At 64.2% G+C, this 21658-nt stretch carries 19 protein-coding genes; 13 read left to right on the top strand and 6 right to left on the bottom strand.

Features of this window, described 5'->3' with window-relative positions:
- The first annotated feature begins 62 nt into the window (after positions 1-62).
- The gene (locus VME63_RS18095; protein ID WP_325434909.1) at positions 63-1358 is read left to right on the top strand and encodes a citrate synthase; all 1296 of its coding nucleotides are present in this window, start codon (positions 63-65) and stop codon (positions 1356-1358) included.
- 78 nt (positions 1359-1436) lie between these two features.
- On the opposite strand, the gene VME63_RS18090 is transcribed toward VME63_RS18095, so the two are convergent.
- Both VME63_RS18090 and VME63_RS18085 read right to left on the bottom strand, forming a co-directional pair.
- Positions 1437-2114: a hypothetical protein gene (locus VME63_RS18090; protein WP_325434907.1), complete on the bottom strand. Its 678-nt coding sequence runs from the start codon at positions 2112-2114 to the stop codon at positions 1437-1439.
- Between the two features lie 47 nt (positions 2115-2161).
- Positions 2162-4696 carry a penicillin-binding protein 1A gene (locus VME63_RS18085; protein ID WP_325434905.1) on the bottom strand — a complete coding sequence of 845 codons (2535 nt, stop codon included), beginning with the start codon at positions 4694-4696 and terminating at the stop codon, positions 2162-2164.
- A gap of 501 nt (positions 4697-5197) precedes the next feature.
- Between VME63_RS18085 and VME63_RS18080 the strand changes: the two genes are divergently transcribed.
- From VME63_RS18080 to VME63_RS18030, 11 genes are all read left to right on the top strand, one after another.
- Complete coding sequence (locus tag VME63_RS18080) at positions 5198-6256, top strand: pilus assembly protein PilM (protein ID WP_325434903.1); 1059 nt, start codon at positions 5198-5200, stop codon at positions 6254-6256.
- Positions 6256-6954, top strand: a complete 699-nt coding sequence (locus VME63_RS18075) for a PilN domain-containing protein (protein WP_325434902.1) — start codon at positions 6256-6258, stop codon at positions 6952-6954. The genes VME63_RS18080 and VME63_RS18075 overlap by 1 nt, the downstream gene beginning before the upstream one ends.
- Positions 6951-7625, top strand: coding sequence for a type 4a pilus biogenesis protein PilO (locus tag VME63_RS18070; protein ID WP_414648296.1), 675 nt, complete (start codon positions 6951-6953; stop codon positions 7623-7625). Before VME63_RS18075 ends, VME63_RS18070 begins: the two co-directional genes overlap by 4 nt.
- Positions 7622-8152, top strand: coding sequence for a pilus assembly protein PilP (locus tag VME63_RS18065; RefSeq protein WP_325434899.1), 531 nt, complete (start codon positions 7622-7624; stop codon positions 8150-8152). The genes VME63_RS18070 and VME63_RS18065 overlap by 4 nt, the downstream gene beginning before the upstream one ends.
- A 55-nt stretch (positions 8153-8207) precedes the next feature.
- Positions 8208-10370, top strand: coding sequence for a type IV pilus secretin PilQ (pilQ, locus tag VME63_RS18060; protein WP_325434898.1), 2163 nt, complete (start codon positions 8208-8210; stop codon positions 10368-10370).
- 141 nt (positions 10371-10511) lie between these two features.
- The gene (locus VME63_RS18055; protein WP_414648291.1) at positions 10512-11501 is read left to right on the top strand and encodes an AAA family ATPase; all 990 of its coding nucleotides are present in this window, start codon (positions 10512-10514) and stop codon (positions 11499-11501) included.
- Between the two features lie 17 nt (positions 11502-11518).
- Positions 11519-12430, top strand: coding sequence for a DUF58 domain-containing protein (locus VME63_RS18050; RefSeq protein ID WP_325434894.1), 912 nt, complete (start codon positions 11519-11521; stop codon positions 12428-12430).
- Positions 12427-12930, top strand: coding sequence for a DUF4381 family protein (locus tag VME63_RS18045; protein WP_325434892.1), 504 nt, complete (start codon positions 12427-12429; stop codon positions 12928-12930). The genes VME63_RS18050 and VME63_RS18045 overlap by 4 nt, the downstream gene beginning before the upstream one ends.
- Positions 12923-13900 carry a VWA domain-containing protein gene (locus VME63_RS18040; RefSeq protein WP_325434890.1) on the top strand — a complete coding sequence of 326 codons (978 nt, stop codon included), beginning with the start codon at positions 12923-12925 and terminating at the stop codon, positions 13898-13900. Before VME63_RS18045 ends, VME63_RS18040 begins: the two co-directional genes overlap by 8 nt.
- Positions 13897-15900 carry a vWA domain-containing protein gene (locus VME63_RS18035; RefSeq protein WP_325434888.1) on the top strand — a complete coding sequence of 668 codons (2004 nt, stop codon included), beginning with the start codon at positions 13897-13899 and terminating at the stop codon, positions 15898-15900. Before VME63_RS18040 ends, VME63_RS18035 begins: the two co-directional genes overlap by 4 nt.
- Positions 15897-17624, top strand: coding sequence for a BatD family protein (locus tag VME63_RS18030; RefSeq protein ID WP_325434887.1), 1728 nt, complete (start codon positions 15897-15899; stop codon positions 17622-17624). Before VME63_RS18035 ends, VME63_RS18030 begins: the two co-directional genes overlap by 4 nt.
- Here VME63_RS18030 and VME63_RS18025 read toward each other — a convergent pair.
- Positions 17611-18132 (bottom strand): O-acetyl-ADP-ribose deacetylase, encoded by a 522-nt coding sequence (locus tag VME63_RS18025; RefSeq protein WP_325434885.1) that lies wholly within the window; start codon positions 18130-18132, stop codon positions 17611-17613. The two genes, VME63_RS18030 and VME63_RS18025, sit on opposite strands and share 14 nt — an antisense overlap.
- Before the next feature lie 50 nt (positions 18133-18182).
- Here VME63_RS18025 and VME63_RS18020 point away from each other — a divergent pair, with 50 nt between their 5' ends.
- The gene (locus VME63_RS18020) at positions 18183-18662 is read left to right on the top strand and encodes a MarR family transcriptional regulator (RefSeq protein WP_325434883.1); all 480 of its coding nucleotides are present in this window, start codon (positions 18183-18185) and stop codon (positions 18660-18662) included.
- A gap of 52 nt (positions 18663-18714) precedes the next feature.
- Here VME63_RS18020 and VME63_RS18015 read toward each other — a convergent pair whose 3' ends face one another.
- From VME63_RS18015 to VME63_RS18005, 3 genes are all read right to left on the bottom strand, one after another.
- The gene (locus VME63_RS18015; protein WP_325434881.1) at positions 18715-20160 is read right to left on the bottom strand and encodes a M20/M25/M40 family metallo-hydrolase; all 1446 of its coding nucleotides are present in this window, start codon (positions 20158-20160) and stop codon (positions 18715-18717) included.
- Between the two features lie 95 nt (positions 20161-20255).
- A complete protein-coding gene (gene mscL, locus VME63_RS18010) occupies positions 20256-20657 on the bottom strand; it encodes a large-conductance mechanosensitive channel protein MscL (protein ID WP_325434880.1) in 402 nt (133 codons plus the stop codon).
- A 91-nt stretch (positions 20658-20748) separates the two neighbouring features.
- Complete coding sequence (locus VME63_RS18005) at positions 20749-21435, bottom strand: fumarylacetoacetate hydrolase family protein (RefSeq protein WP_325434879.1); 687 nt, start codon at positions 21433-21435, stop codon at positions 20749-20751.
- Positions 21436-21658: the final 223 nt, after the last annotated feature.

The following is a 21658-nucleotide window of genomic DNA, read 5'->3' as shown; positions in this document are numbered from 1 at the left end:
CTTCGCCGGCCGCTGCCGTGATGCGGTGGTCCCCGGCGGCGACCTAAGCGCAGGAGGTTTCCGTGTCCGATTCCAAATCCGTCAAGCTGGTAGATGAGTCCACCGGCCGTAGCAGCGAACTCCCATTGCTGAGCGGCACGATGGGTCCTGCTTGCATCGACATTGCCCCCTTGTACAAGGACACCGGGCACTTCACCTACGACCCGGGCTACGGCAGCACCGCCAGCACCAAAAGTTCGATCACCTATATCGATGGCGATCAGGGCATCCTGATGTACCGTGGCTACCCGATCGAGCAGCTGGCCGAGAAATCCAGTTTCCTCGAAGTGGCCTATCTGCTGCTCAACGGCGAGCTGCCGAACAAGACGCAGTTCGAAAGTTTCGAAAACGACATTACGCATCACACGATGATGCATGAGTCGCACAAGAATTTTTTCCAGGGCTTCCACCACGACGCGCATCCGATGGCCATGCTGGCAGCGTCCGTCGCTTCGCTCTCGGCCTTCTACCACGAAGACCTGGACGTCGATAACGCCCAGGACCGCAAGCTCGCCGCGATCCGCCTGATCGCCAAGATGCCCACCATCGCCGCCGCGTGCTATCGCTATTCCATCGGCTGGCCGTTCCGCTATCCGCGCAACAACCTCGAATACGTCAACCGCTTCCTGCACATGATGTTCGAGGTGCCGAGCGAGCCGCTGCAGCTGAGCCCGGTGGCCGCCAAGGCGCTGGACTTGCTGTTCATCCTGCATGCCGACCACGAGCAGAACGCATCGACCTCGACCGTGCGCCTGGTCGGTTCCACCGGCGCCAATCCGTATGCGTCGATCGCCGCGGGCATCACCGCGCTGTGGGGTCCCGCGCACGGTGGCGCCAACGAGGCGGTGCTCAAGATGCTCGAAGAGATCGGCTCGCCGGACAAGGTGGAAACCGCTGTCAAGCGCGCCAAGGACAAGAACGACAACTTCCGCCTGATGGGCTTCGGCCACCGCGTGTACAAGAACTTCGATCCGCGCGCCAAGATCATCCGCGAGATGTGCCATAAGGTGCTGGCCGAACTGGGCGTCAACGATCCGCTGCTGGACGTGGCCATGAAACTGGAAGAAGCCGCGCTCAAGGACGACTATTTCGTCGAGCGCAAGCTGTATCCGAACGTCGATTTCTACTCCGGCATCATCTACAAGGCGTTGGGCATTCCGACCGAAATGTTCACGGTGATGTTCGCCATCGCCCGCACCGCCGGCTGGATCGCGCACTGGATCGAACAGCACGAAACGCCCGGTTCGCGCATCGGCCGTCCGCGCCAGCTGTATGTGGGTTCGGATACGCGCAACTACGTGGCCATGGACAAGCGCTGATCGAGCGCGCTTGGTGCCTGCAAAAAACGCCCGGCTCCGGCCGGGCGTTTTTCGTTTTCGGCATCGCGGTAAAGCAGATCAGCGCAGTGCGGCGGACAGCTTGCGTTCGAAGTCGTCCTGCTCGCTGTCTTCTTCGGCCAGCATGATCTCCACCGATGCCAGCGAGGCGCGTCGCATCGGCTTCTCGTCGATGCGATCGATCGGCGCCTGGCGCAAGGCGTCATGCGGAAGCACGGTCAGGTCGAAGGGAAGGTTGTCGGCCGCGAACAGCAGCACCGGATACTCGGCCTGCTCTTCGCGACTGGCGCGCAGGCGGCGCGTTTGCGTTTCGTATGGCACACCGTGTTCGCGCAGGTAGATGCCGACCGCTTCGGGATCGTCGCTGAACACATGCAGGCAGACCGCCGAATGCGAATCGGCGGTGCCTTCGAGCACGGCACCGACCAGGCGCGGTTCGAAGCGCTGCAGGAAGCGCATCGCTTCGACCGCCGCTTCGCGTCGCGTGCGCAACAACTGCGGCTGGCTGTCGGCCTGGAACAGGCGCTGGTGTTCGCGCAGGGCCTGTTCAATCTCGTGATTGCGCGGAAGGGCCTGCTCGTCGAGGACGCCCAGCCGCTCGGCGGCTTTGCGCTTGGCATGATGGAAGTCGCGGATGCCGTGCTCGCTCATCAGCCGGGCCGCCTCCTGGGCGACCCGAAGCCGGTTGCGCTGCACACGGTCGTGTGCGTGGATGCGATGGTGCTCGCCTCGTGCCATGACCGGGCCCCTTTGCTGCAGCGTCGACCCAAGACTACCGGAAAATTTTAAAAAATGTCGTTAGCTTGTTGTTGATCCTGGTTTTGTTGCTGCTGCTGTGCCGCCTGGTTGCGCAGACGATCGACGTCCTCGACTTTGAAGATCTCCGACATCGCATCCGGGTCGTCCGAGGAGGTCGGCAGGCCGCTCTGACGATTGATCTGCACCGTGGTGATGCCAGGCGGCATCGCAAGATCTTTCATCGGCAGGCCCTTGAGGGCATCGCCCATGTAGTCGATCCAGATCGGCAAGGCGGCTTTCGCGCCGAATTCACCTTTGCCCAGCGGGCTGAAGTCGTCAAAGCCAAACCAGACCGCGGTCGCAAGATCGCCGTTGAAGCCGACGAACCAGGCATCGCGATGGTCGTTGGTGGAGCCGGTCTTGCCGGCCAGGTCCGGGCGGTTGAGTACCTTGGCCGCATAGCCCGTGCCCATCGGCGAGGTGATCACGTCCTTCATCAGCGAGGTGATGAGGTAGTCGTTGCGGATGTCGATCACGTGCGGCGCCAGCACGGGAGCGGCCTCGCCATTGTGCGCGTCGGCGGGCAAGGCAGTTTCGCCCGCCATGCCGACACTGCTCGCCGGCGCTGGCGCGGTCGAGGCATTGGCCGTGGCCACCCCATTGGTGAGCATGCTTGCCGGTGGCGGGGCCGGCGGACTGTTCTGCAGCAGCCGCGCCTGGCAATCGGCGCAGGCGCGCGCCGGGTTGGCCACATAGACAGGCTTGCCGTCGCGATCGTCGATTTCGTTGATGAAGTACGGCGTGACGAGATAACCGCCGTTGGCGAACACGGCATACCCGCGCGCCATGCTCAGTGGCGAAACGGATGCGGTGCCCAGCGCCATCGACAGGTTGTTCGGCAGCGCATCGAGCGGAAAGCCGAAACGGGTCACGTAATCGCGTGCGTAGCGCACGCCGATGGCGTCGAGCAGTCGCACGGACACCAGGTTCTTCGATTCGATCAGCGCTTCGCGCAAGCGCATGGGACCGGCGAACTTGTCGTCGTCGTTGCTAGGCGTCCACAGGCCGTTCGGTTGCGAAGGATCGGGCAGGGCCAGCGGCGCATCGTTGATGATCGAGGCCGCGGTGAAACCACGCTCGAACGCGGCCGAATAGATGAACGGCTTGAAGCTCGAACCGGGCTGGCGTGCCGCCATCACGGCGCGGTTGAACTTGCTGCGCTGGAAGTTGAAGCCGCCCACCAGCGACTGGATCGCGCCATTTTCCGGATCCAGCGACACCAATGCGGCCTGCGCCTTGGGTATCTGCGTGAGTTGCCAGTTGCCCTTGTCGTCGTGGATCACGCGGATGATGTCGCCGGGCTTGAGCACCTCGTTGACCGCCTTGGGAGCGGCGCCCATGCGGCTTTCATTGATGTAGGGGCGCGCCCAGTCCATCGCGGCAAGGTTGAGCTGGATGGTCTGGTGGTTGGGCAGATACACCGACGCTTCGCTTGCGCTGGAGGCGATGACCAGCCCCGGCGTCATGCCGGCGACGTCGGTGTAGCTGGAAAGCATGCTGCTGTAATCGGCATTGCTGGCGCCGGGCGGAAGTTCTGCGTGCGCCTCGGGTCCGCGCCAGCCGTGACGGTGGTCGTAGATGGAAAGACCGTCGCGCACGGCCGCCACGGCGGCCTCCTGGCGCGTGCTGACCAGGGTGGTCTTGACGACATAACCTTCGGTGAGCGCGTCATTGCCCAGCCGGTCCAGCGCTTGCAGGCGGGCCATTTCGGCCAGGTACGGCGCATCTACCTGGATGGGCTGCTCATGCGGCGCGGCATCGTCGGGTGCGTTGATGGCTTCCTGGTACTGCGCCTGGTTGATGTATTTGTGCTCCAGCATCTGCCCCAGCACCCAGTTGCGCCGCGCGATCAGGCGCGGGGTGTTGGTCAGCGGATTGACCGCCGAGGGCAGCTGGAAGGTGGAGGCAATGGCGGCGCACTGGGCTACCGTCAGCTGGTTCAGCTGCTTGCCGTAGTAGTACTCGGCCGCCGCGGCCACGCCATAGGAACGGTGGCCCAGGAACATCTTGTTGAGATAAAGCTCCAGGATCTGGTCCTTGCTCAGCTCGCCCTCGATGCGCAGGGCGATGAACATCTCGATCAGCTTGCGCGAATACAGCTTTTCCGGACTCAGGAAGAAGTTGCGGGCCACCTGCTGGGTGATGGTGGAGCCGCCCTGGGACTTGTTGCCGCCGGAAGCCAGCACATGGAAGCCGGCGCGCGTAATGCCGCGCCAGTCGATGCCGGGGTGGCTGTAGAAGTCGGCGTCCTCGGCGGAAAGCACCGCATGCTTGAGCATGTCCGGCACCTGGTCGATGGAAACCGGAATGCGGCGGGTCTCGCCAAAGGTGGCAATCAGCTTGCCGTCGGCGGTGAGCACCCGCAACGGCACCTGCATGTGGTAATCCTTAAGCACCGCCACCGAGGGGAGGCGGGGGGAAACCAGCCAATAGGCCACCCCGGCGGCGGCGGCGATCAGCAGGAGTCCGCTGAAGCCAAGGATAAGCAGCCAGCGCAGGAGGACTTTCAGAATTCGCGTCATGGGGGGTGGGGGTGCTCGTAAATTCATGCTGCGGAGAGGTAATCGGCGCCGTCCGGGCGCCGATGAGCGGGCCGGCCGGTGCACGGGTGCGGGCTGCCTGTCCTTCCGTCAAAGCGGGGTCTGGCGAGCCAGATGGCGTCCAAGCTATTGAATTTGAAGGTGATGATTGACGTCCTCAAGGCTGGCCGGCGGCACCGTGACGTACCGGGAGGGCCTGCTGACATCATGCCACCCCGTGGGAATGAAGCGGAGCATCCCAAGGCGAGACCTGAGTCAAAACAGCCCAGAGTATAGATGTAGCAGTATGAGCAACATGAGCAACGGATTAGCAAAACCTTAATCGCGGCATCTGGACGGGTTGGCTCAAATGTGCAGGCCATCACGTCAAAAGTCTCGAAGAAGATCGCGTAGACCGTTGCTATTGCATTAATTTTTGGATCTAATGGCCCGGCAATCCCGCCAGCTACTGGCGGAAGCACCAGGGGTCAAGGGGGAATCATCGTGGGGCTCTTCACACCCAAGAAGCCGCCGCTCATCGGTGTCGACGTCAGTTCGACCGCCGTCAAGCTGCTGCAGCTCAGCCAGGCCGGTGGCCGTTATCGCGTGGAGCACTACGCGATCGAGCCACTCCCCCCCAATGCCGTCGTCGAAAAGAACATCGTCGAGGTGGAAGCCGTCGGCGAAGCGATTCGCCGCGCGCTGTCGCGTTCGGGCACCAAGCTCAAGCATGCCGCGGCCGCGGTGGCGGGCTCGGCGGTCATCACGCGCATCGTGCCCATGGCGGCCGAGTTATCCGATGAGGATCTGGAAGGCCAGATCCAGGTCGAGGCCAACCAGTACATTCCGTATCCCATCGAAGAAGTCAGCCTCGATTTCGAGGTGCTCGGTCCGGTGCGCGACAACCCGGAAATGAACAACGTGCTGCTGGCGGCCTCGCGCACCGAGAACGTGGACATGCGCGTCGCCGCGCTGGACCTGGGCGGCCTTAGCGCGCAGGTGATCGATGTGGAAGCGTTCGCGATGGAAAACGCTTTCACCCTGATCGCCGATCAGCTGAACGTCGGTCGCGATGCGCTGGTCGCGGTGGTCGACGTCGGCGCCACCATGACTACGCTGTCGGTACTGAAGAACCAGCGCACCATCTACTCGCGCGAGCAGGTCTTCGGCGGCAAGCAGTTGACCGACGAAATCATGCGCCGCTATGGCCTCTCCTACGAGGAAGCCGGACGCGCCAAGCGCAAGGGCGGGTTGCCCGAATCCTACGAAACCGAAGCGCTGCAGCCGTTCAAGGAATCGCTGGTGCAGCAGATCAGCCGCCTGCTGCAGTTCTTCTACGCGGGCAGTGAATTCAGCAAAGTCGACCAGGTGGTGCTTGCCGGTGGTTGCGCATCGATCGACGGCATCACCTCGATGCTGGAAGAGCAGCTTGGATTGCCTTGCATCGTGGCCAACCCGCTGGCGCGCATGTCGCTGTCCAGCCGCGTCCAGGCGCAATCGCTGACCCAGGATGCCCCTGCGCTGATGATCGCGGTCGGACTCGCCATGAGGAGTTTCGACTGATGGCACGCATCAACCTACTTCCCTGGCGTGCCGAACGCCGCAAAATACGTCAGCGCGAGTTCTTCATGCAGCTGGGCGCCGCCGCGCTGGTAGCCATCGGACTCATGTTGCTCTGGTGGTTGTGGATGGACATGCGCATCGATAACCAGAACCAGCGCAACGCCTATCTGCAAGACCAGATCAAGCAAGTGGACGTGCGCCTGGACAAGATCAAGGACCTGGAAAAAGTCAGGGACCAGCTGCTGGCGCGCAAGCAGATCATCGAGCAGTTGCAGGCCAATCGCTCCCAGATGGTGCACCTGTTCGACGAGCTGGTTAAGACGATCCCGCCCAGCGCGCGCCTGACGTCGATCAAGCAGAACGGCGATAAAATGGTGCTCGACGGCGTGGCCCAATCCAATGCCAGCGTGGCCGAGTACATGCGCAACATCGAGGCCTCGCCCTGGATGGGGCAGGCTGATCTGAGCAAGACGGAAAACAGCCACGATGCCTCGCGCATGCCCTACAGCTTCGGCTTGTCGGTGACCTTGCAGCGTCCCAAGCAGGATGACAGCGCCGGCGAACCGGCGGGCGGCGCTTCGGTCATGACACCAGAGGCGCCCGTGACGAACCAGTCCAAGACGGCCATCGCGCCTGCGGCGACCGCGCGGACTCCCGCATCATCTGGCGCAACGCCGGTCAAGGCAGGGGGCAAATAATGAAACTCCTTGACGACCTGCGCAGTCTCGATCGCAACAACATCGGCGGCTGGCCGATGTCGGTTAAAACATTCTTCACGGTGCTGTTGTTCCTGCTGATCATGCTGGTTGGCTGGTACACGGTGATCAATGACCAGCAAGACACCCTCACGAGCCTTGCGGGCAAGGAAGAACAGCTCAAGCAAGAGTTCGCGGAAAAGCAGGCCAAGTCCGTCAACCTCGAGGCCCTGCAACAGCAGTTGGACGAGATGAAGGACATGCTGCGGCAGCTGCTGCGTCAATTGCCCAGCAAGACGGAAATGCCCGAACTGCTGGTTGACGTGTCCCAGACCGCGCTCTCGGCCGGGCTGCAGCAGGAGCTGTTCCAGCCCGGTACCGAGATTCCGAAGGATTTCTACGCGGAGAAGCCGATCCAGCTGAAGATGATCGGTACCTATCACCAGTTCGGCACCTTTATCAGCGGAGTCGCGTCGCTTCCTCGCGTGGTGATTCTCACCATGCACGACGTTTCGCTGACCCCGCTGAACCCGCCTGGCAAGGGCGCCGAGCCCGGGCCCAATCAACTGCTTGTGTTGCAGGGAACGGTAAAAACCTACCGCTACCTGGAAGATTCCGAAACCGCCGAAGGCAGTGGCAAAGCGAAGGGCAAGAAAGCGGGAGGGCGGAAATGAAGATCATGACTGCCTTCACGCCAGCTGCCCTGGCCAAATCGTTCCTGCTGCTCGGTACGGCGGTAGTGCTGGCCGGGTGCAGCGGTCAATCGGATCTGCATGAATGGGTCGCGCAGGAGAAAGCCAAGCGTGGCGCGCCGATTCCGCCGCTGCCTGTCATCAAGACGTTCGAAACCTTCATTTACAACGACCAGGAAAAGCGAGATCCGTTCAGCGCGAGCGCGGACGAGCTCAATGCCAATAACGGCCCCCGCCCGGACGCGGGGCGCGTGCGCGAGCCGCTGGAAGCGTTCTCGCTGGATAGCCTGAAGATGGTAGGCACGATCGGCAGCGGTGGCAGCATGGAAGCGCTGATCAAGGATCCGGGTGGCGTGATCCACCGCGTGCATGCAAATGAGTACATGGGCCAGAACTATGGCCGGATCACTGCCATCAGCAGTGACAAGGTCGACCTGGTCGAATTGGTTTCCAACGGCAATGGCGGCTGGATGGAACGTCCGGCGAGCATCGCGCTAGGCGCGAAATAGGATGACAGGGGCTGATGCAATGACCAATCCAATCAAACCAGTCCGGAGCCGTGCCATGCACCTGGCGAGCCGTTGCCTGATAGCCATCATGGTGCTGGGTGCCGCGGCGTGGGCCAACGCCGCCGCCGCAACCAGCACGCTGCAGAACATCACCTACAAGACCCTGCCGGGCGGTCGCGTCGAGCTGCGCATGAACTTCGACAACAGCCAGGTCCCGCAGCCGACCATCTTCACCACCGAGACGCCGCCGCGCATCGCCATCGATTTTCCCGATACGACCAACGATGCCTCGCGACACCAGGATATCGGTATCGGTAGCACGACCGGTGTCTCGGCGGTCTCGGCCGGAGGGCGCACCCGCGTGGTCGTCGAGCTGGTGCAGGCTTCGTCTTACAAGTCGCATGTCGAGGGCAACAGCCTTGTGCTGGTGGTGAACAACGGTACGATCGCGCAGCCCGTCACGACCGCTTCCACCATCGACCCATCCAAGGCGCTGCCTTCGGCGATGAGTGGCCCGGCGATCGTCAACATCGATTTCCAGCGTGGCGCCAACGGCAGCGGCCGGGTGCTGGTCAACTTCAACGGGGCGGGCGCGAATGCGAACATGCACCGCGAAGCCAACGACATCCTCGTTGACATCCCCAACAGCCAGCTGCCGGCCAGCCAGGCCCAGCGCCTGAACGTGCTCGACTTCGCCACACCGGTGCAGTCGATCACGCCGCGTGCCACACCCGGCGGAACGCATCTGGATATCGCCTTCAGCGGCGATGTCGAGACGTCTTCGTACCAGACGGCCGATCAGTATGTGATCGAAGTGACGCCCAAGAAGCAGAATTCGAAGAACACCAATCCCGCATCGTTTGCGCAGCCTGTTTATACGGGCAGCCGCGTGACGTTCAATTTCCAGGATATTCCGGTGCGCTCGGCGTTGCAGTTGCTGGCGGATGTGTCCGGGCTGAACCTGGTCGCTTCCGATACGGTGGGTGGCAGTGTCACCTTGCGGCTGGTGAATGTGCCGTGGGACCAGGCGCTGGATGTGATCCTGCGTGCCAAGGACCTGGACAAGCGCCGTGACGGCAACGTGATCTGGATCGCTCCCCAGAAGGAGCTTGCCGATTACGAACAGAGCCTTGCTGACGCGCGCTTCAAGGCGGAAGACAACGCACCGCTGATTACGACGTACGTTCCGATCAGCTATGGCAAGGCGGCGGACATTGCCAAGCTGCTGACGACGGGCAGTATGCAGAGCATCGGCGGTGGTGGCGGTAGCGGTGCGGCTTCGCAGCACCGCGGCTTCCTGTCGGTGCGCGGTAGCGTGTCGTTCGACGTGCGCACCAATACCTTGCTGATCAACGACACCGCGGAGAAAACCGCCGAACTGCGGGGGATCATCGCCGAGCTCGATCGTCCTGTTCAGCAGGTGCTGATCGAATCGCGCATCGTCATCGCCACCGATGACTTCGAGCGCGACCTGGGTGTGGAATGGGGCGTCAACGGCAATCGCACCAATCCCAGCGGACAGATCCTGCAGGTGGGCGGCTCGCTCGGCAGTACCCAGGGCAGCAACGGCAGCGGATCGAGCACGCTGGGCTCGGGCAACTTGAACGTCAACCTGCCGGCGACGCCGACCACCGGTACGGCCTCCTCGATTGCGGCGGCGATCCTGGGCAAGAACTACGCGCTGGATCTTGAACTCCAGGCCGCCCAGCTGGAAGGACGCAGCCAGGTGGTTTCCAGCCCGCGCGTGATTACCGCCAACCAGCAGGAAGCCGATATCCGCCAGGGTCAGGAAATCGGTTACGTGACCTACCAGAACAGCGTGGGCGGCGGCGGTGCCAGCGGCACGGCCACGGTGGCCTTCAAGGACGCCGTGCTCGAACTGAAGGTCACCCCGACGATCACCGCCGATGGCCGTGTGTATCTGGCGATCAACGTGAACAAGGACTCGCTCGACAAATACATCACGGTTCCGGGTAGCGGCCAGGTACCTGTCATCGATACCCGCTCGCTCAACACCTCGGTGCTGGTCGACAACGGCCAGACCGTGGTGCTCGGCGGTATCTATGAGGTGAACAAGACCGATACGATCTACAAGGTGCCCGGCCTGGGCGACATTCCCGGCCTGGGCGTGCTCTTCCGCAACACGCAGCACATCAACGACAAGGATGAACTGCTGATCTTCGTGACGCCGCGCATTCTCAGCGACAGCCTGCAATAAGCGGAACGTTCCAGCACGAACCGGGAAAAGGGGTGGCCGGGTGCCACCCCTTTTCACGTTCCCGGGTGCCAAAGGCCGTAAACTTTCGTACTGTGTCGTGGTCTGTACCGGCATGAAGTAGTACAGGATTATCGGATGGACATGCCTCAAGCCTCCGCCCCAGGGCGTTTGCAACAAGCCTTTTCCCGCCTGCGTGATGACCTCAAGCGCCAGATCATCGGCCAGCCGCAGCTGATCGATCGCCTGCTGGTCGCCTTGCTGGCCGATGGCCACCTGCTGGTCGAGGGGGCGCCGGGCCTGGCCAAGACCACGGCGGTGAAGGCCCTGGCCGGGCGTATCGAAGCCGATTTCCACCGGGTACAGTTCACTCCCGACCTGCTGCCGGCCGACCTCACCGGTACCGACATCTTTCGCCCCCAGTCGGGCAGCTTCGAGTTCGAGCGCGGGCCGCTGTTCCACAACATCGTGCTGGCGGACGAGATCAACCGCGCCCCGGCCAAAGTGCAATCCGCGCTGCTGGAGGCGATGGCCGAGCGGCAGATTACCGTCGGGCGCAATACCTGGCATCTGCCGGGACTGTTCATGGTGATGGCCACGCAGAACCCGATCGAACAGGAAGGCACGTTCGCGCTGCCCGAAGCGCAGCTGGACCGTTTCATCATGCATGTCACCATCGGCTACCCCGACGCGGCCTCGGAGCTGGCGATCCTGCGCCTGGCTCGCGAGCAATCCGCGCAGCCGGCACATGCGCCGTCGCCGGCTCAAGCCATCGTGACGCAGGAGGAGGTCTTCGCCGCGCGGGAAGCCGTGCTTGCCATCCACATGGCGCCGGCGCTGGAGCAATACCTCACTCAGCTGGTGCTGGCCACCCGCGATGCGGGGCACTATGGCGCTGAACTGAAGCGCTGGATCGCCTGGGGCGCCAGCCCGCGCGGCACCATCGCGCTGGATCGCTGCGCCCGCGCCCATGCCTGGTTGAACGGCCGCGATTTCGCCCTGCCGGAAGACGTGCATGCCATCGCGCATGACGTACTGCGCCACCGCGTGCTGCTCAGTTACGAGGCCGAGGCCGAGGGCGTGCGCAGCGAACAGGTGATCCGCCGCCTGCTGGATCTCGTGCCGCTGCCGTGAACACGGCGGTGCCATTCATGACGGACGGCGATGGTCGCGTCCGCGTCGCGCTGTCAGAGCTGATCGCCCTGCGCAACCGCATCGGGCGCCTGAAATTGCCGCCCCAGGACAGCCGTGCCACCCACATCGGCACGCACACCAGCCGTCTATACGGCCGCGGCATGGATTACGCCGAGTCGCGCGCCTACCAGCCCGGTGACGACGTGCGGCGGATGGACTGGCGCCTGACCGCCCGCAGCGGCCGCCTGCATACCAAGCTGTTCCAGGAGGAGCGCGAAGGCCAGCTGCTGATCGTGCTCGATCAACATGCCAGCATGCGTTTTGGCACGCGCGTGCGCTTCAAGTCCGTGCAGGCGGCCCGAGCCGCGGCCAGCGCGGCGTGGTATGCCGCACGCGCGGGCGAGCGCGTCGGCTTGATGACGTTTGGCGGCCACGCGCATCTGCAGCGCCCGCGCGCAGGCGTGCGTGGTGCGCTGGATATGTGCGGCGCCATCGCGCGATGCGATGCCAACTCGTCGGATCAATCGCAGGCGCTTTCCGAAGCGTTACACAACCTCGCAAAACTTCAGCACAGCGCCAATCGGGTGCTGTTGATCAGCGACGGCCAAAGTACCGATGAGGCGGCGCGGCGTCGCATGGTCGAGACGATGCGGCATACCGCGCTGCGCGTGCTGGTCGTGGCCGATGCACTCGAATTGCAATTGGCACCGCCGGGACAGTATCCGATCGAGCACGCGGGCGAACGCCACCAACTCACGCTGCAGTCGGCGCAACAGCGCCGCAACTTCCAGCGGCGATTGGGCGCCGGGCAGGCGCGCCTGGTGCAAATGGCGCAATCGCTCGGCATTCCGTGCAGGGTCATCGATACCGCGGCCGATCCGTTGGAACCGGTCTTGGCGCTACTGCGCGATGCGGGAGGGCACCGATGAAACTCGCCTCGACGCTTATGCCCAACGAGCTGCCGCTGCGCGACATCCATCTGCCGCCCGCGCCGCCGTGGTGGCCGCCCGCGCCGGGCTGGTGGGTGCTGGCCGGCGTGCTTGGCGTCTCGCTCGCCATGGTGTTCTTTATCTATCGCCGCATGCGTCGCACCCGGATCTGGCGGGCGCGCGTGCTTGCCGAAATACAGGCGATATCGGTTCATCATTCCCACGACGACATCGCTTACGCCGGTTCGCTGCATCAGTTGCTACGCCGCGTGGCGTGTCTGTACGCGGCCGATGCGCATCAGGTCCAGGGTGAACGCTGGCGCGGCATTCTGGCGCGAGTGCCGGTGGATGATGCCACCCTGGATACGCTGATGACACTGGAAACCGGCATGTATCGCCCGCAGGCGGCGTTTGATCGCAGCAGCATGCAGGTCGCCGCGCACAGCTGGATACAATCGGCCTTGCGCAACAGCAAGTTGCTGGAGCGCAGGCATGCCTGAGTTCGCGTGGCCATGGGTTTTCCTGCTGCTGCCATTGCCATGGCTTGCCTGGCTTGCGCTCAAGCCGGTATTGCCTGGCCGCGCGCTGCAGTTGCCGCACGCCGCGCTGTCATGGAGCGCGGCGGATCGTTTGCCGGCGCGCAGCCTGGCGCCGTGGTTGCTGGCACTGGGCTGGCTATGCCTGCTCACCGCCGCGGCACGGCCGCAGACGCTCGGGCCGCCGCAGGCGCAGCAGCGCAGCGGCAGGGCGATGATGCTGGCGGTCGATCTTTCCGGCAGCATGCGCACGCCCGACATGCAGTTGGGCGGGCAACAGCTCAGCCGCTTCGGCGCGGTGGAGGCGATTGCGAGCGATTTCATCTCGCGCCGCAGCGGTGACGAAATGGGCTTGATCCTGTTTGCCACCCACGCCTACCTGGTGACGCCGCTTACCTACGATCTCAACGCCGTGCGGGCGCAGTTGCAAAGCGCAGCGGTGGGATTGCCCGGTACCGAAACCGCCATCGGCGATGCGATCGGCGTCGCGGTGAGGCGACTGGCCGCGATGCCCGAGCAGGCGCGTGTGCTGATCCTGCTCACCGACGGTGCGAATAATTCGGGCAGCATTTCGCCGCGGGATGCGGCGCGCGCGGCCAAAGCGGCAGGCGTGCGCATCTACACCATTGGCGTAGGCGCCACGCGCATGGTCGTGCCGGGATTCTTCGGCGACAGCATCGTCAATCCATCCGCCGATCTGGATGCGGACATGCTCACTTACCTTGCGCATGAAACCGGCGGACAGTTTTATCGCGCGACCGATGGGAGCCAGCTCGCCGATGCCTATCGCGCCATCGATGCGCTGGAACCGATGCCGCAACGCGGCCCCAGCTTGCGTCTGCATCACGAATGGTTTCGACTGCCGCTCGCCGCGGCCGTGATCTGCTTATTGCTCGGCTTGGCGTGGCCAAGGTTGCCGAGGGTGCGGACATGATCGAGGCACTGCATCACTTCCATTTTCTGCAGCCATGGTGGCTACTCGGGTTGCTCGGCTTGCCTGTGGCGCTGCTGCTGGCGCTGCGCGGTGACGCCGCGCAAAAAGAACTCGGCAAATTGGTCGACGCCGAACTGCTGCCGCACCTGGTGACCGGCGGCGAGCGCCACAGGCATTGGACGTCGGGCTTGCTCGCCACGGGCTGGACGCTATGCGTGCTGGCTTTGTCCGGCCCCACCTGGAGCCATGTCGCCGAACCCATGTACAGCGACAGCGCAGCGCAGGTGCTGGCGATATCGCTGTCCCAGCACATGCTTGCGCAAGACGTGCAGCCCAGCCGGCTTGAGCGGGCGCGCTTCAAGGCGCATGACCTGTTGACCGCCAATCGGGACGGCCTTAACGCGCTCATCGCATATGCCGGCCAATCGTTCGTGGTGGCCCCGCTGACCAATGACGCGCACAGCCTCGACGATCTGCTCGATGCGCTGGCGCCCGATACCATGCCGGTCGACGGCGACAACGCCGCGCAGGCGATCGAACAAGGCGTCGCGCTGATCCATGACGCCAAGCTCGCTCACGGATCGATCGTGCTGCTCACCGATGATGCCGATGACGCTGCCCAGGCCGCCGCGCGCAAGGCGCTCGCCGCCGGCGTGCGTGTTTCGGTGCTGGGTGTCGGTACCGAGCAGGGTGCGCCGGTGATGCAGCCGCAAGGCACCTTTCTCCGTAACGAGCAGGGCGACATGGTGATCGCACGGCGTAACGACGCCCACCTGCGCGCGCTCGCCCGCGCCGGTGGCGGCATTTACGTTGCGATGAGTCAAGACAGCCGCGACACCACTTTGCTGCATGACCAGTTGCAACTGCCCCAGCACGACGACATCGCGGCCAGCGGCCTGCGTGGCGATGCGTGGCAGGATCAAGGGCCATGGCTGCTGTTGCCGTTGTTGCTGGTGGTGGCGCTGGCCTTTCGGCGCGGCTGGGTGCTGGTCGTGCCGCTGGTGGTGTTGCCGATGATGCCGGGCAAGGCGCACGCCAGCGGCATGCAGGATTGGTGGCAACGCCCGGATCAACAAGTCGCCAGCGCCTTGCGTCAGGGCGACCCGGCCAAGGCCGAGCTGTTGGCCAAAGATCCCACCTGGCGGGGCGCCGCCGCTTATCGCGCGAAGAATTATGCCGGCGCGCTCGAGGCGTACAAGCACGCCAAGGGTCCCAACGCGCAATACAACCTGGGTAACGCCTACGCCAGGCTCGGCGAATATCCGGAAGCGATCAAGGCCTACGATCAGGCCTTGCAGGACGACCCGGATAACAACGATGCGCGCACCAATCGCAAGCTGGTCCAGGACGCCATGCGCCAGCAACAGCGCGCATCGCCGCAACCGCAGCCATCGTCCAGCAAAGGCCATGGCCAGCAAAACGGCCAGAACGGAAGCTCCGGCCAGAACCAGAATGGCCAGCAACAAGGCCAGCAAGGCCAGCAAGGCCAGCAAGGCCAGCAAGGCCAGCAAGGAAATCAATCCGGTCAGCCGCAAAGCCAGAATGGTTCGCAAGGACAGCGCCAAGCCGAGCAGTCGCAGTCGCAAGATGGCCAGCGTCAGGGCGAAAAGAATGAAGCGGGGAGCAAGGCATCCTCCGCCCAGCCTTCAAGCCTGGATGCGCGCCAGCAGTCCAACGGTCAAGCCCAGCCATTGTCCTTGAGCAAAGCCCCGGCACCCGCATCGACCACCGAGCGCGCGCAGGCAGCCAAGGCGCAGCAAGGGTTGCAGCAACAGATGAACCAGGCATTGGATGGCATGCCAAAGAGCCGCGCGCAGACACCCAAGAGCTACGAACTGGGCCAGGCGCCGAGCGACGACCCGCTATCGAAACTGCCCGACGACGTGCGGCGCGACCTGCAGCGCGTGCCGGACGACCCGGGCGCGCTGTTGCGCAGGAAGTTCCAGCTCGAATACCGCGAGCGCATGGGCGAACAACCGGACGAGGGAGAACAGCCATGAGCCGCCCGTGCTTACTGCTTTTGCTTGCCCTGCTGTTTCCCTTTGCCGCTTTCGCCAGCGGCGTGCAGGCGACGCTCGATCGTTACCAGGTTCATCTGGGCGAAACGGTGACGCTCAATCTGCGCATCAACGGGAGCATGAACGCCGCGGCACCCGATCTCAATGCGCTCGCCAACGACTTCGAGGTACTCGGTACCTCGCAAAGCAGCACGCTGAGCGTCGACAATGGACAGCAGAGCACGCAGACGATCATCGGCATTGCGCTGCGTCCCAAGCACATCGGCAACCTGCAAATTCCATCCCTTACCATCGCGGGCAGCCAAACGGCGCCGCTGAGCTTGCACGTCAGCCCGCCGGACAACACAGCCAGCGCCGACAGTCAGAAAGACATCTTTTTGGAGACCACCGCCGAACCCGGGCGCGTCTACGTGGGACAGCAGCTGTATTACACCGTCCGCCTGTTTTACGACACCAATTTGAACAGCGGCACCTTGCCCGATCCTGTTGCGGACGACGCAGACATCATGCGTCTAGGTAGTGAGCTCAACTACGAATCCGAGCGCAACGGCCATCGCTATCACGTGGTCGAGCGACACTACGCCATCATCCCGCGCCATGCAGGCACGTTGACCATTCCCTCGATCGAGTTTCAGGGCGAGGCGGTCGAAGCGGCCGATCCCAACGATCCGGGTGGTTTGCTCGGGCAGGGCGGTCTGTTTGGCGACACCACGCCGGTAACGGCCGATTCCACGCCCAGTTCCATCGACGTACTGCCTGCGCCGACGAACTGGGGCGGCACCACGTGGCTGCCGGCGCGTGCGCTTTCGCTGAGCGCGGAGGGATTGCCGGCAGACAACCAGGTCCACGTCGGACAGCCGATCAATCTGCATATGAGCGTGCAGGCCACCGGGCTGGGCGCCACGGCGTTGCCCGCGCCCAGCCTGCCGCCCATCGATGGCGCCAAGGTCTATCCCGATCAGCCCGTGGATACCACGCACGATGACGGGCAATGGCTGATCGGGCGGCGCGAGCGCAGTTTTGCGATCTTTCCCCAGCGGGCCGGTACGCTCACCATTCCGGCCATCACCCTCACGTGGTTCGACGTGCAGAGCGGACAAAAGCAGGTCGCTACCGTGCCGGCCCGCACGCTGACCGTTCTGCCGGCGGCCGACGCCGCCAGTGCTTCCCCGCCCGCACCGTCCGCGGCCGCTTCCACCGTTGCCATCGCGGGTGCCGGCAACACTGCCGCCGCGCCGGTCAAGGCGACAGCGTCACCAGCCGCCGCCACGCCGTGGCGCTGGATCGCCATCGCCAGCATCGGGGTATGGCTGCTCAGCGCAGCGGCGTTTTGGTGGTCGCGCCGGAACAGGGCTGTACCCGCGCCCGCGGCCTCCTTGTCACCCGGCTCCGCACATGCGCTGCGCCAGGCGTTTTTTGACGCGGCGCGTGGGCATGACGCGACCGAGCAGGCGCATCGCCTGCTGGACTGGGCGCGCTATGAGCGTCCACAGCTGCAGAATCTGGGTCAGCTTAACCAGGCGCTGGCTTCCGCGTCGCAGCGGCAGGCCATCGAGTATCTGCAGCGCGTGCAATTTGCCGATGCCGTAACGGAAAAAGCATTCGATCTTGCCGAGGCGTTCGCGCACGGCTTTGTATGGCAACCCGGCGACGGCGCGGAAGGCGATTCGCCGTTGCCGCCGCTGTATCCCTTCAAGCTCGATTGAGTGCCTGCTGCCAGATCGCCGCCATGCGGCTGTCGAAACAGCACAGCTGCACATCCAGCGAGGGGTGCGCGGCCAGTGCGTCGGCCAGCGCGGCAATCGCCACCTCCGCCGCCTGACCGGGCGGATAGCCGTAGACGCCGCAGCTGATCGCCGGAAAAGCAATGCTGCGCAGCTCGTGCGCCATGGCCAGCGCGATGCAAGCGCGATAGCAGGCGGCCAGCAGTTTCGCTTCGCCATGCCCACCGCCATGCCAGACCGGGCCGACCGTGTGGATCACGTAACGTGACGGCAAATCAAAACCCGGTGTCAGCCGCGCTTCGCCGGTCGGGCAGCGCACGCCCGGCGATACCTCCGGCAGCGCCCGGCAGGAGGCCAGCAGGGCCGGGCCGGCGGCACGGTGGATGGCGCCGTCCACGCCACCGCCGCCCAGCAGGCGGGGATTGGCGGCATTTACGATGGCGTCCAGTGCCAATCGCGTAATGTCAGTCTGGACGATAGCTACGGGCAATGGTTTTCGGCTTATGCTTAAGTTATATGACACCCAGAGTGCAACACGTCATGCCTAAAACGGAAGACATTTCCTTCGGTTATCTGCTTAACGACGTAACGTTGTTGTTTCGCAAGCATTTCGACCGTCGCGCGGTGAAATTCGGCTTGACGCGCGCGCAGTGGCGCGCCACCAAGATGCTGTACCACCGCGAAGGCCTGCGCCAGACGGAGCTGGCCGAATTTCTCGAAATGGAGCCCATTGCCGTGGGCCGTGTGATCGATCGCCTGCAGGCGGCCGGCTTCGTCGAGCGTCGTCCCGATCCGAAGGATCGCCGGGCATGGCATTTGTACACCACTGCCCAGGCCAGCGGCGTGATCGACGACATGGAAAGGATCGCCTACGAATTGCGCCGCGAATGCACCGCCGGCATCACTTATGAAGAAATGACGCAGGCGATGGACGTGATGACGCGCATCAAGGAAAACCTGCAAGCCATCGACGCCACCGAAGCGCCCGAGGAACCGGGCGCGCAAGCCATGCAGCAATGAGTGGCACCGCCCTCTCCCGCAGGGGAGAGGGCGTGCATGGAACGGGGCCGGATTATTCCTCAGCCCCGTCGTGCGCAAAGGCTCCCGGCGCGGAGCCGAAGTCGCCATCGGCCTCTGCGGCCATGTAGGAGAACACCGCATACACCGCCACGTTCTGCGCCAGCTGCTTGGGATCGATCTTGTCCAGCGTGTCGTTGGCGCTGTGGTGCCAGTCGAAGTAGTGTGTGCCGTCCTGCACCAGGCTGAGCGCGGCCATGCCCTTGCCGTGCATCTGCGAAAGATCGGAGCCGCCGCCGCCCGGATGCTGCGCGTCATAGGCCACGCCGATGGGCGCCAGCACCTTGGCGATCTGCTCGATCGCGCCGCGCGCCTGCGGCTTCACGCTGGCGGTCATCTTCCAAACCGGGCCGGAGCCGAAATCCGACTCGGTGCCGAGCTGGAACTTGCTTACTTCCGAGGCGTGCTTTTCGGCGTAGGCCCTGCCGCCCCACAGGCCCATTTCCTCGTTGGCGAAGGCGATCACGCGGATGGTGCGCTCGGGGCGCTGCGGCAGGTCGTGGATCAGCTTGGCCGCGCCCACCGCGATCGCTACGCCCGCGCCGTCGTCAATGGCGCCGGTACCCAGATCCCAGGAATCGAGGTGGCCGCCGATGGCGACCACCTGGTCGGGATATTTGCTGCCGGTAATTTCGCCGATCACGTTCGCGCCGGTGTACTGGCCTTCAATGCCGCAATCGAGGTCCAGCTTAACCGTCACCGGCTTGCCGTAAGCCAGCACGCGTTCGAGCTGGTCGGCGTCCGGATTGGATAGCGCGGCGGCCGGAATGGCCTTGGCCGGGTCGGTAAAGCCGGTTACGCCGGTGTGTGGCGTGCGGTCGTTGGCGTCGGTGCCCGCCGAGCGCAGCAGGTAGCCGGCGGCGCCCTTGGACTGGGCGATCACCGGGCCTTCCACGCGGATCGGCGAGCCGATCTTGCCGTAATCCCCGCCGTCCTTGTGCCGCTCCATGCGCTCGCCGATATAGACGATCTTGCCCTTCACGCTGGCCGGATCGGCCGCCTTGAGCGCATCCAGGCTGGCGAACTGCACGACCTGTGCGGTCAGGCCCCCCTTGGGCGTGCCTGGCGAATAACCCAGTGCGGTCAGCGTCAGCGGTTGCGGGAAGGGCGCGACGATCGCGCCATGCTCGCTGCGACGCACCCACCGCGGATAGGTCACCGGCTCGGTATATACCTTGTCGAAACCCAGCTCCTTGAACTTGGCCACCATCCAGTCGCGCGCGCGCTGGTCGTTCACGCCGCCGGCCAGGCGGGCGCCGACCTCGGTCGTCATCGATGCCACCACCTTGTAGGCGGTGTCGTCGTGCATGGCCTTGTCGCGCAACGCGATGGCCGTCTGCACGGCGGATGCGGGAATCGTGGTGGGAGCCTCCTTGGCGCTGGCAAGTCCGGTGGCCAGCATCACGCTGGCGGCGAGCACGGTAAGGTAAGGGCGGTGCATGGATGGCTCCTGATAACGAGTCCCGATTATGGGACTCGTATTAGGCAGCAGGCGACGCTTAGGCCAAAAGTCATGGCCGCCCCGGTGAGCGCGTTTTATGACTTGGTTTTCAGCAAGTCGCGGATCTCGGTCAGCAACGCCACTTCCGCCGGCGTGGCGGCAGCGGCCTTGGTGTAGAACCGGTTGACCAGCTTGACCAGCAGGAAGATCGCAAAGGCGACGATCAGGAAGGCGATGATGCTGTTGATGAAGCTGCCGTAGCTGATGGCGACTTCGGGAATCTTGTGCGCCGGATTGCTGGCATCGGCGGGCCGGATCACCCACTTCATGTCCGAGAAATCGATGCCACCGGTAATCCAGCCAATCGGCGGCATGATGACGTCGCTGACCAGTGAGGTGACGATCTTGCTGAACGCCGCGCCGATGACGATACCGACCGCCATGTCGACCACGTTGCCGCGCACCGCAAATTCCTTGAACTCCTGCAGCATGCCCATGTGTCATCTCCCGAGTAATGAGCCGGATGGCGTAGGGACTTTAACCTAACCGGCTCCAACCAGAGAGGGGCGGCGCGGCGGCGCCGCCGGATCAGACGATGCGGCCATCCAGCACGGCGATGCCATGCAGCTGGGCATGGAAGCGGTCGCCGCGCACCAGCGCCGCCACGCCGGCCGGCGTGCCGGTGAAGATCAGGTCGCCGGGCTTGAGTTCGAACAGCTTGGAAAGCGCCACGATGATCTCGGCCACGCCCAGCACCATCTCGCCCAGGCGGCCCTGCTGGCGCAGCGTGCCGTTCACGTGCAGGGTGATCTGCGTATCCGCGTCGGGCGATACCTCGCTCGCCAGGCGCAGCGCGGACATCGGCGCGGAATGGTCGAATGCCTTGGCCACATCCCATGGATGGCCTTTCGCCTTGAACACCGCCTGCAGGTCGCGGCGCGTCAGGTCCAGTCCCACGCCGTAGCCCAGAATGCTCGCGGCCGCCTGCGCCGCATCCAGATCCATGCCGCCGCTTTGCAGCGCCACCACCATTTCCACTTCGTGGTGCAGGTCGGACGTGGCCTGCGGATAAGGTACGTCCGCGCCATCGGTCACCAGCGCGTCGGCGGGCTTGCAGAAAAACATCGGCGCCGACGCATCCACCGCCGCGCCCATTTCGCGCGCGTGCTCGGCGTAATTGCGCCCGATGCAGAACACGCGCCGCACGGGGAAGCGTTCTTCACGGCCGATGATCGGAAGGCTGGTAATGGCGGGGGTTTCAAAGATGTAGCGCATCGGCCAAGGATAACAGTTATCCAGCGTCCACCCGCCGCAACGCCACTGCAAACGGCTTAGGTGTCATGGCAGGTGTTGCCTGCGCCGACTTTCGCAAGAATGTCCGCCGGGGCGCCGATGCATGCGAGGAAAACCGTCCGCGGCCGTGTGACAGGACGGTTTCCGGCGTGTGCCGGTGTCGCGCAAGCGAAGGGCGGGGCCGCATCGCTTGTCCAATCTCGGC

This window comes from Dyella sp. (genome assembly GCF_035503745.1).
GTDB lineage: Bacteria > Pseudomonadota > Gammaproteobacteria > Xanthomonadales > Rhodanobacteraceae > Dyella_B.
This window is presented reverse-complemented; position numbering and strand designations above follow the sequence as displayed.

Bases quoted from the DNA above. Each gene is read 5' to 3' on its own strand.
- VME63_RS18090 (WP_325434907.1), bottom strand. From the start codon at position 2,114: ATGGCACGAGGCGAGCACCATCGCATCCACGCACACGACCGTGTGCAG.
- VME63_RS18085 (WP_325434905.1), bottom strand. From the start codon at position 4,696: ATGACGCGAATTCTGAAAGTCCTCCTGCGCTGGCTGCTTATCCTTGGC.
- VME63_RS18075 (WP_325434902.1), top strand. From the start codon at position 6,256: ATGGCACGCATCAACCTACTTCCCTGGCGTGCCGAACGCCGCAAAATA.
- VME63_RS18065 (WP_325434899.1), top strand. From the start codon at position 7,622: ATGAAGATCATGACTGCCTTCACGCCAGCTGCCCTGGCCAAATCGTTC.
- pilQ (WP_325434898.1), top strand. From the start codon at position 8,208: ATGCACCTGGCGAGCCGTTGCCTGATAGCCATCATGGTGCTGGGTGCC.
- VME63_RS18055 (WP_414648291.1), top strand. From the start codon at position 10,512: ATGCCTCAAGCCTCCGCCCCAGGGCGTTTGCAACAAGCCTTTTCCCGC.
- VME63_RS18050 (WP_325434894.1), top strand. From the start codon at position 11,519: ATGACGGACGGCGATGGTCGCGTCCGCGTCGCGCTGTCAGAGCTGATC.
- VME63_RS18045 (WP_325434892.1), top strand. From the start codon at position 12,427: ATGAAACTCGCCTCGACGCTTATGCCCAACGAGCTGCCGCTGCGCGAC.
- VME63_RS18040 (WP_325434890.1), top strand. From the start codon at position 12,923: ATGCCTGAGTTCGCGTGGCCATGGGTTTTCCTGCTGCTGCCATTGCCA.
- VME63_RS18035 (WP_325434888.1), top strand. From the start codon at position 13,897: ATGATCGAGGCACTGCATCACTTCCATTTTCTGCAGCCATGGTGGCTA.
- VME63_RS18030 (WP_325434887.1), top strand. From the start codon at position 15,897: ATGAGCCGCCCGTGCTTACTGCTTTTGCTTGCCCTGCTGTTTCCCTTT.
- VME63_RS18020 (WP_325434883.1), top strand. From the start codon at position 18,183: ATGCCTAAAACGGAAGACATTTCCTTCGGTTATCTGCTTAACGACGTA.
- VME63_RS18015 (WP_325434881.1), bottom strand. From the start codon at position 20,160: ATGCACCGCCCTTACCTTACCGTGCTCGCCGCCAGCGTGATGCTGGCC.
- mscL (WP_325434880.1), bottom strand. From the start codon at position 20,657: ATGGGCATGCTGCAGGAGTTCAAGGAATTTGCGGTGCGCGGCAACGTG.
- VME63_RS18005 (WP_325434879.1), bottom strand. From the start codon at position 21,435: ATGCGCTACATCTTTGAAACCCCCGCCATTACCAGCCTTCCGATCATC.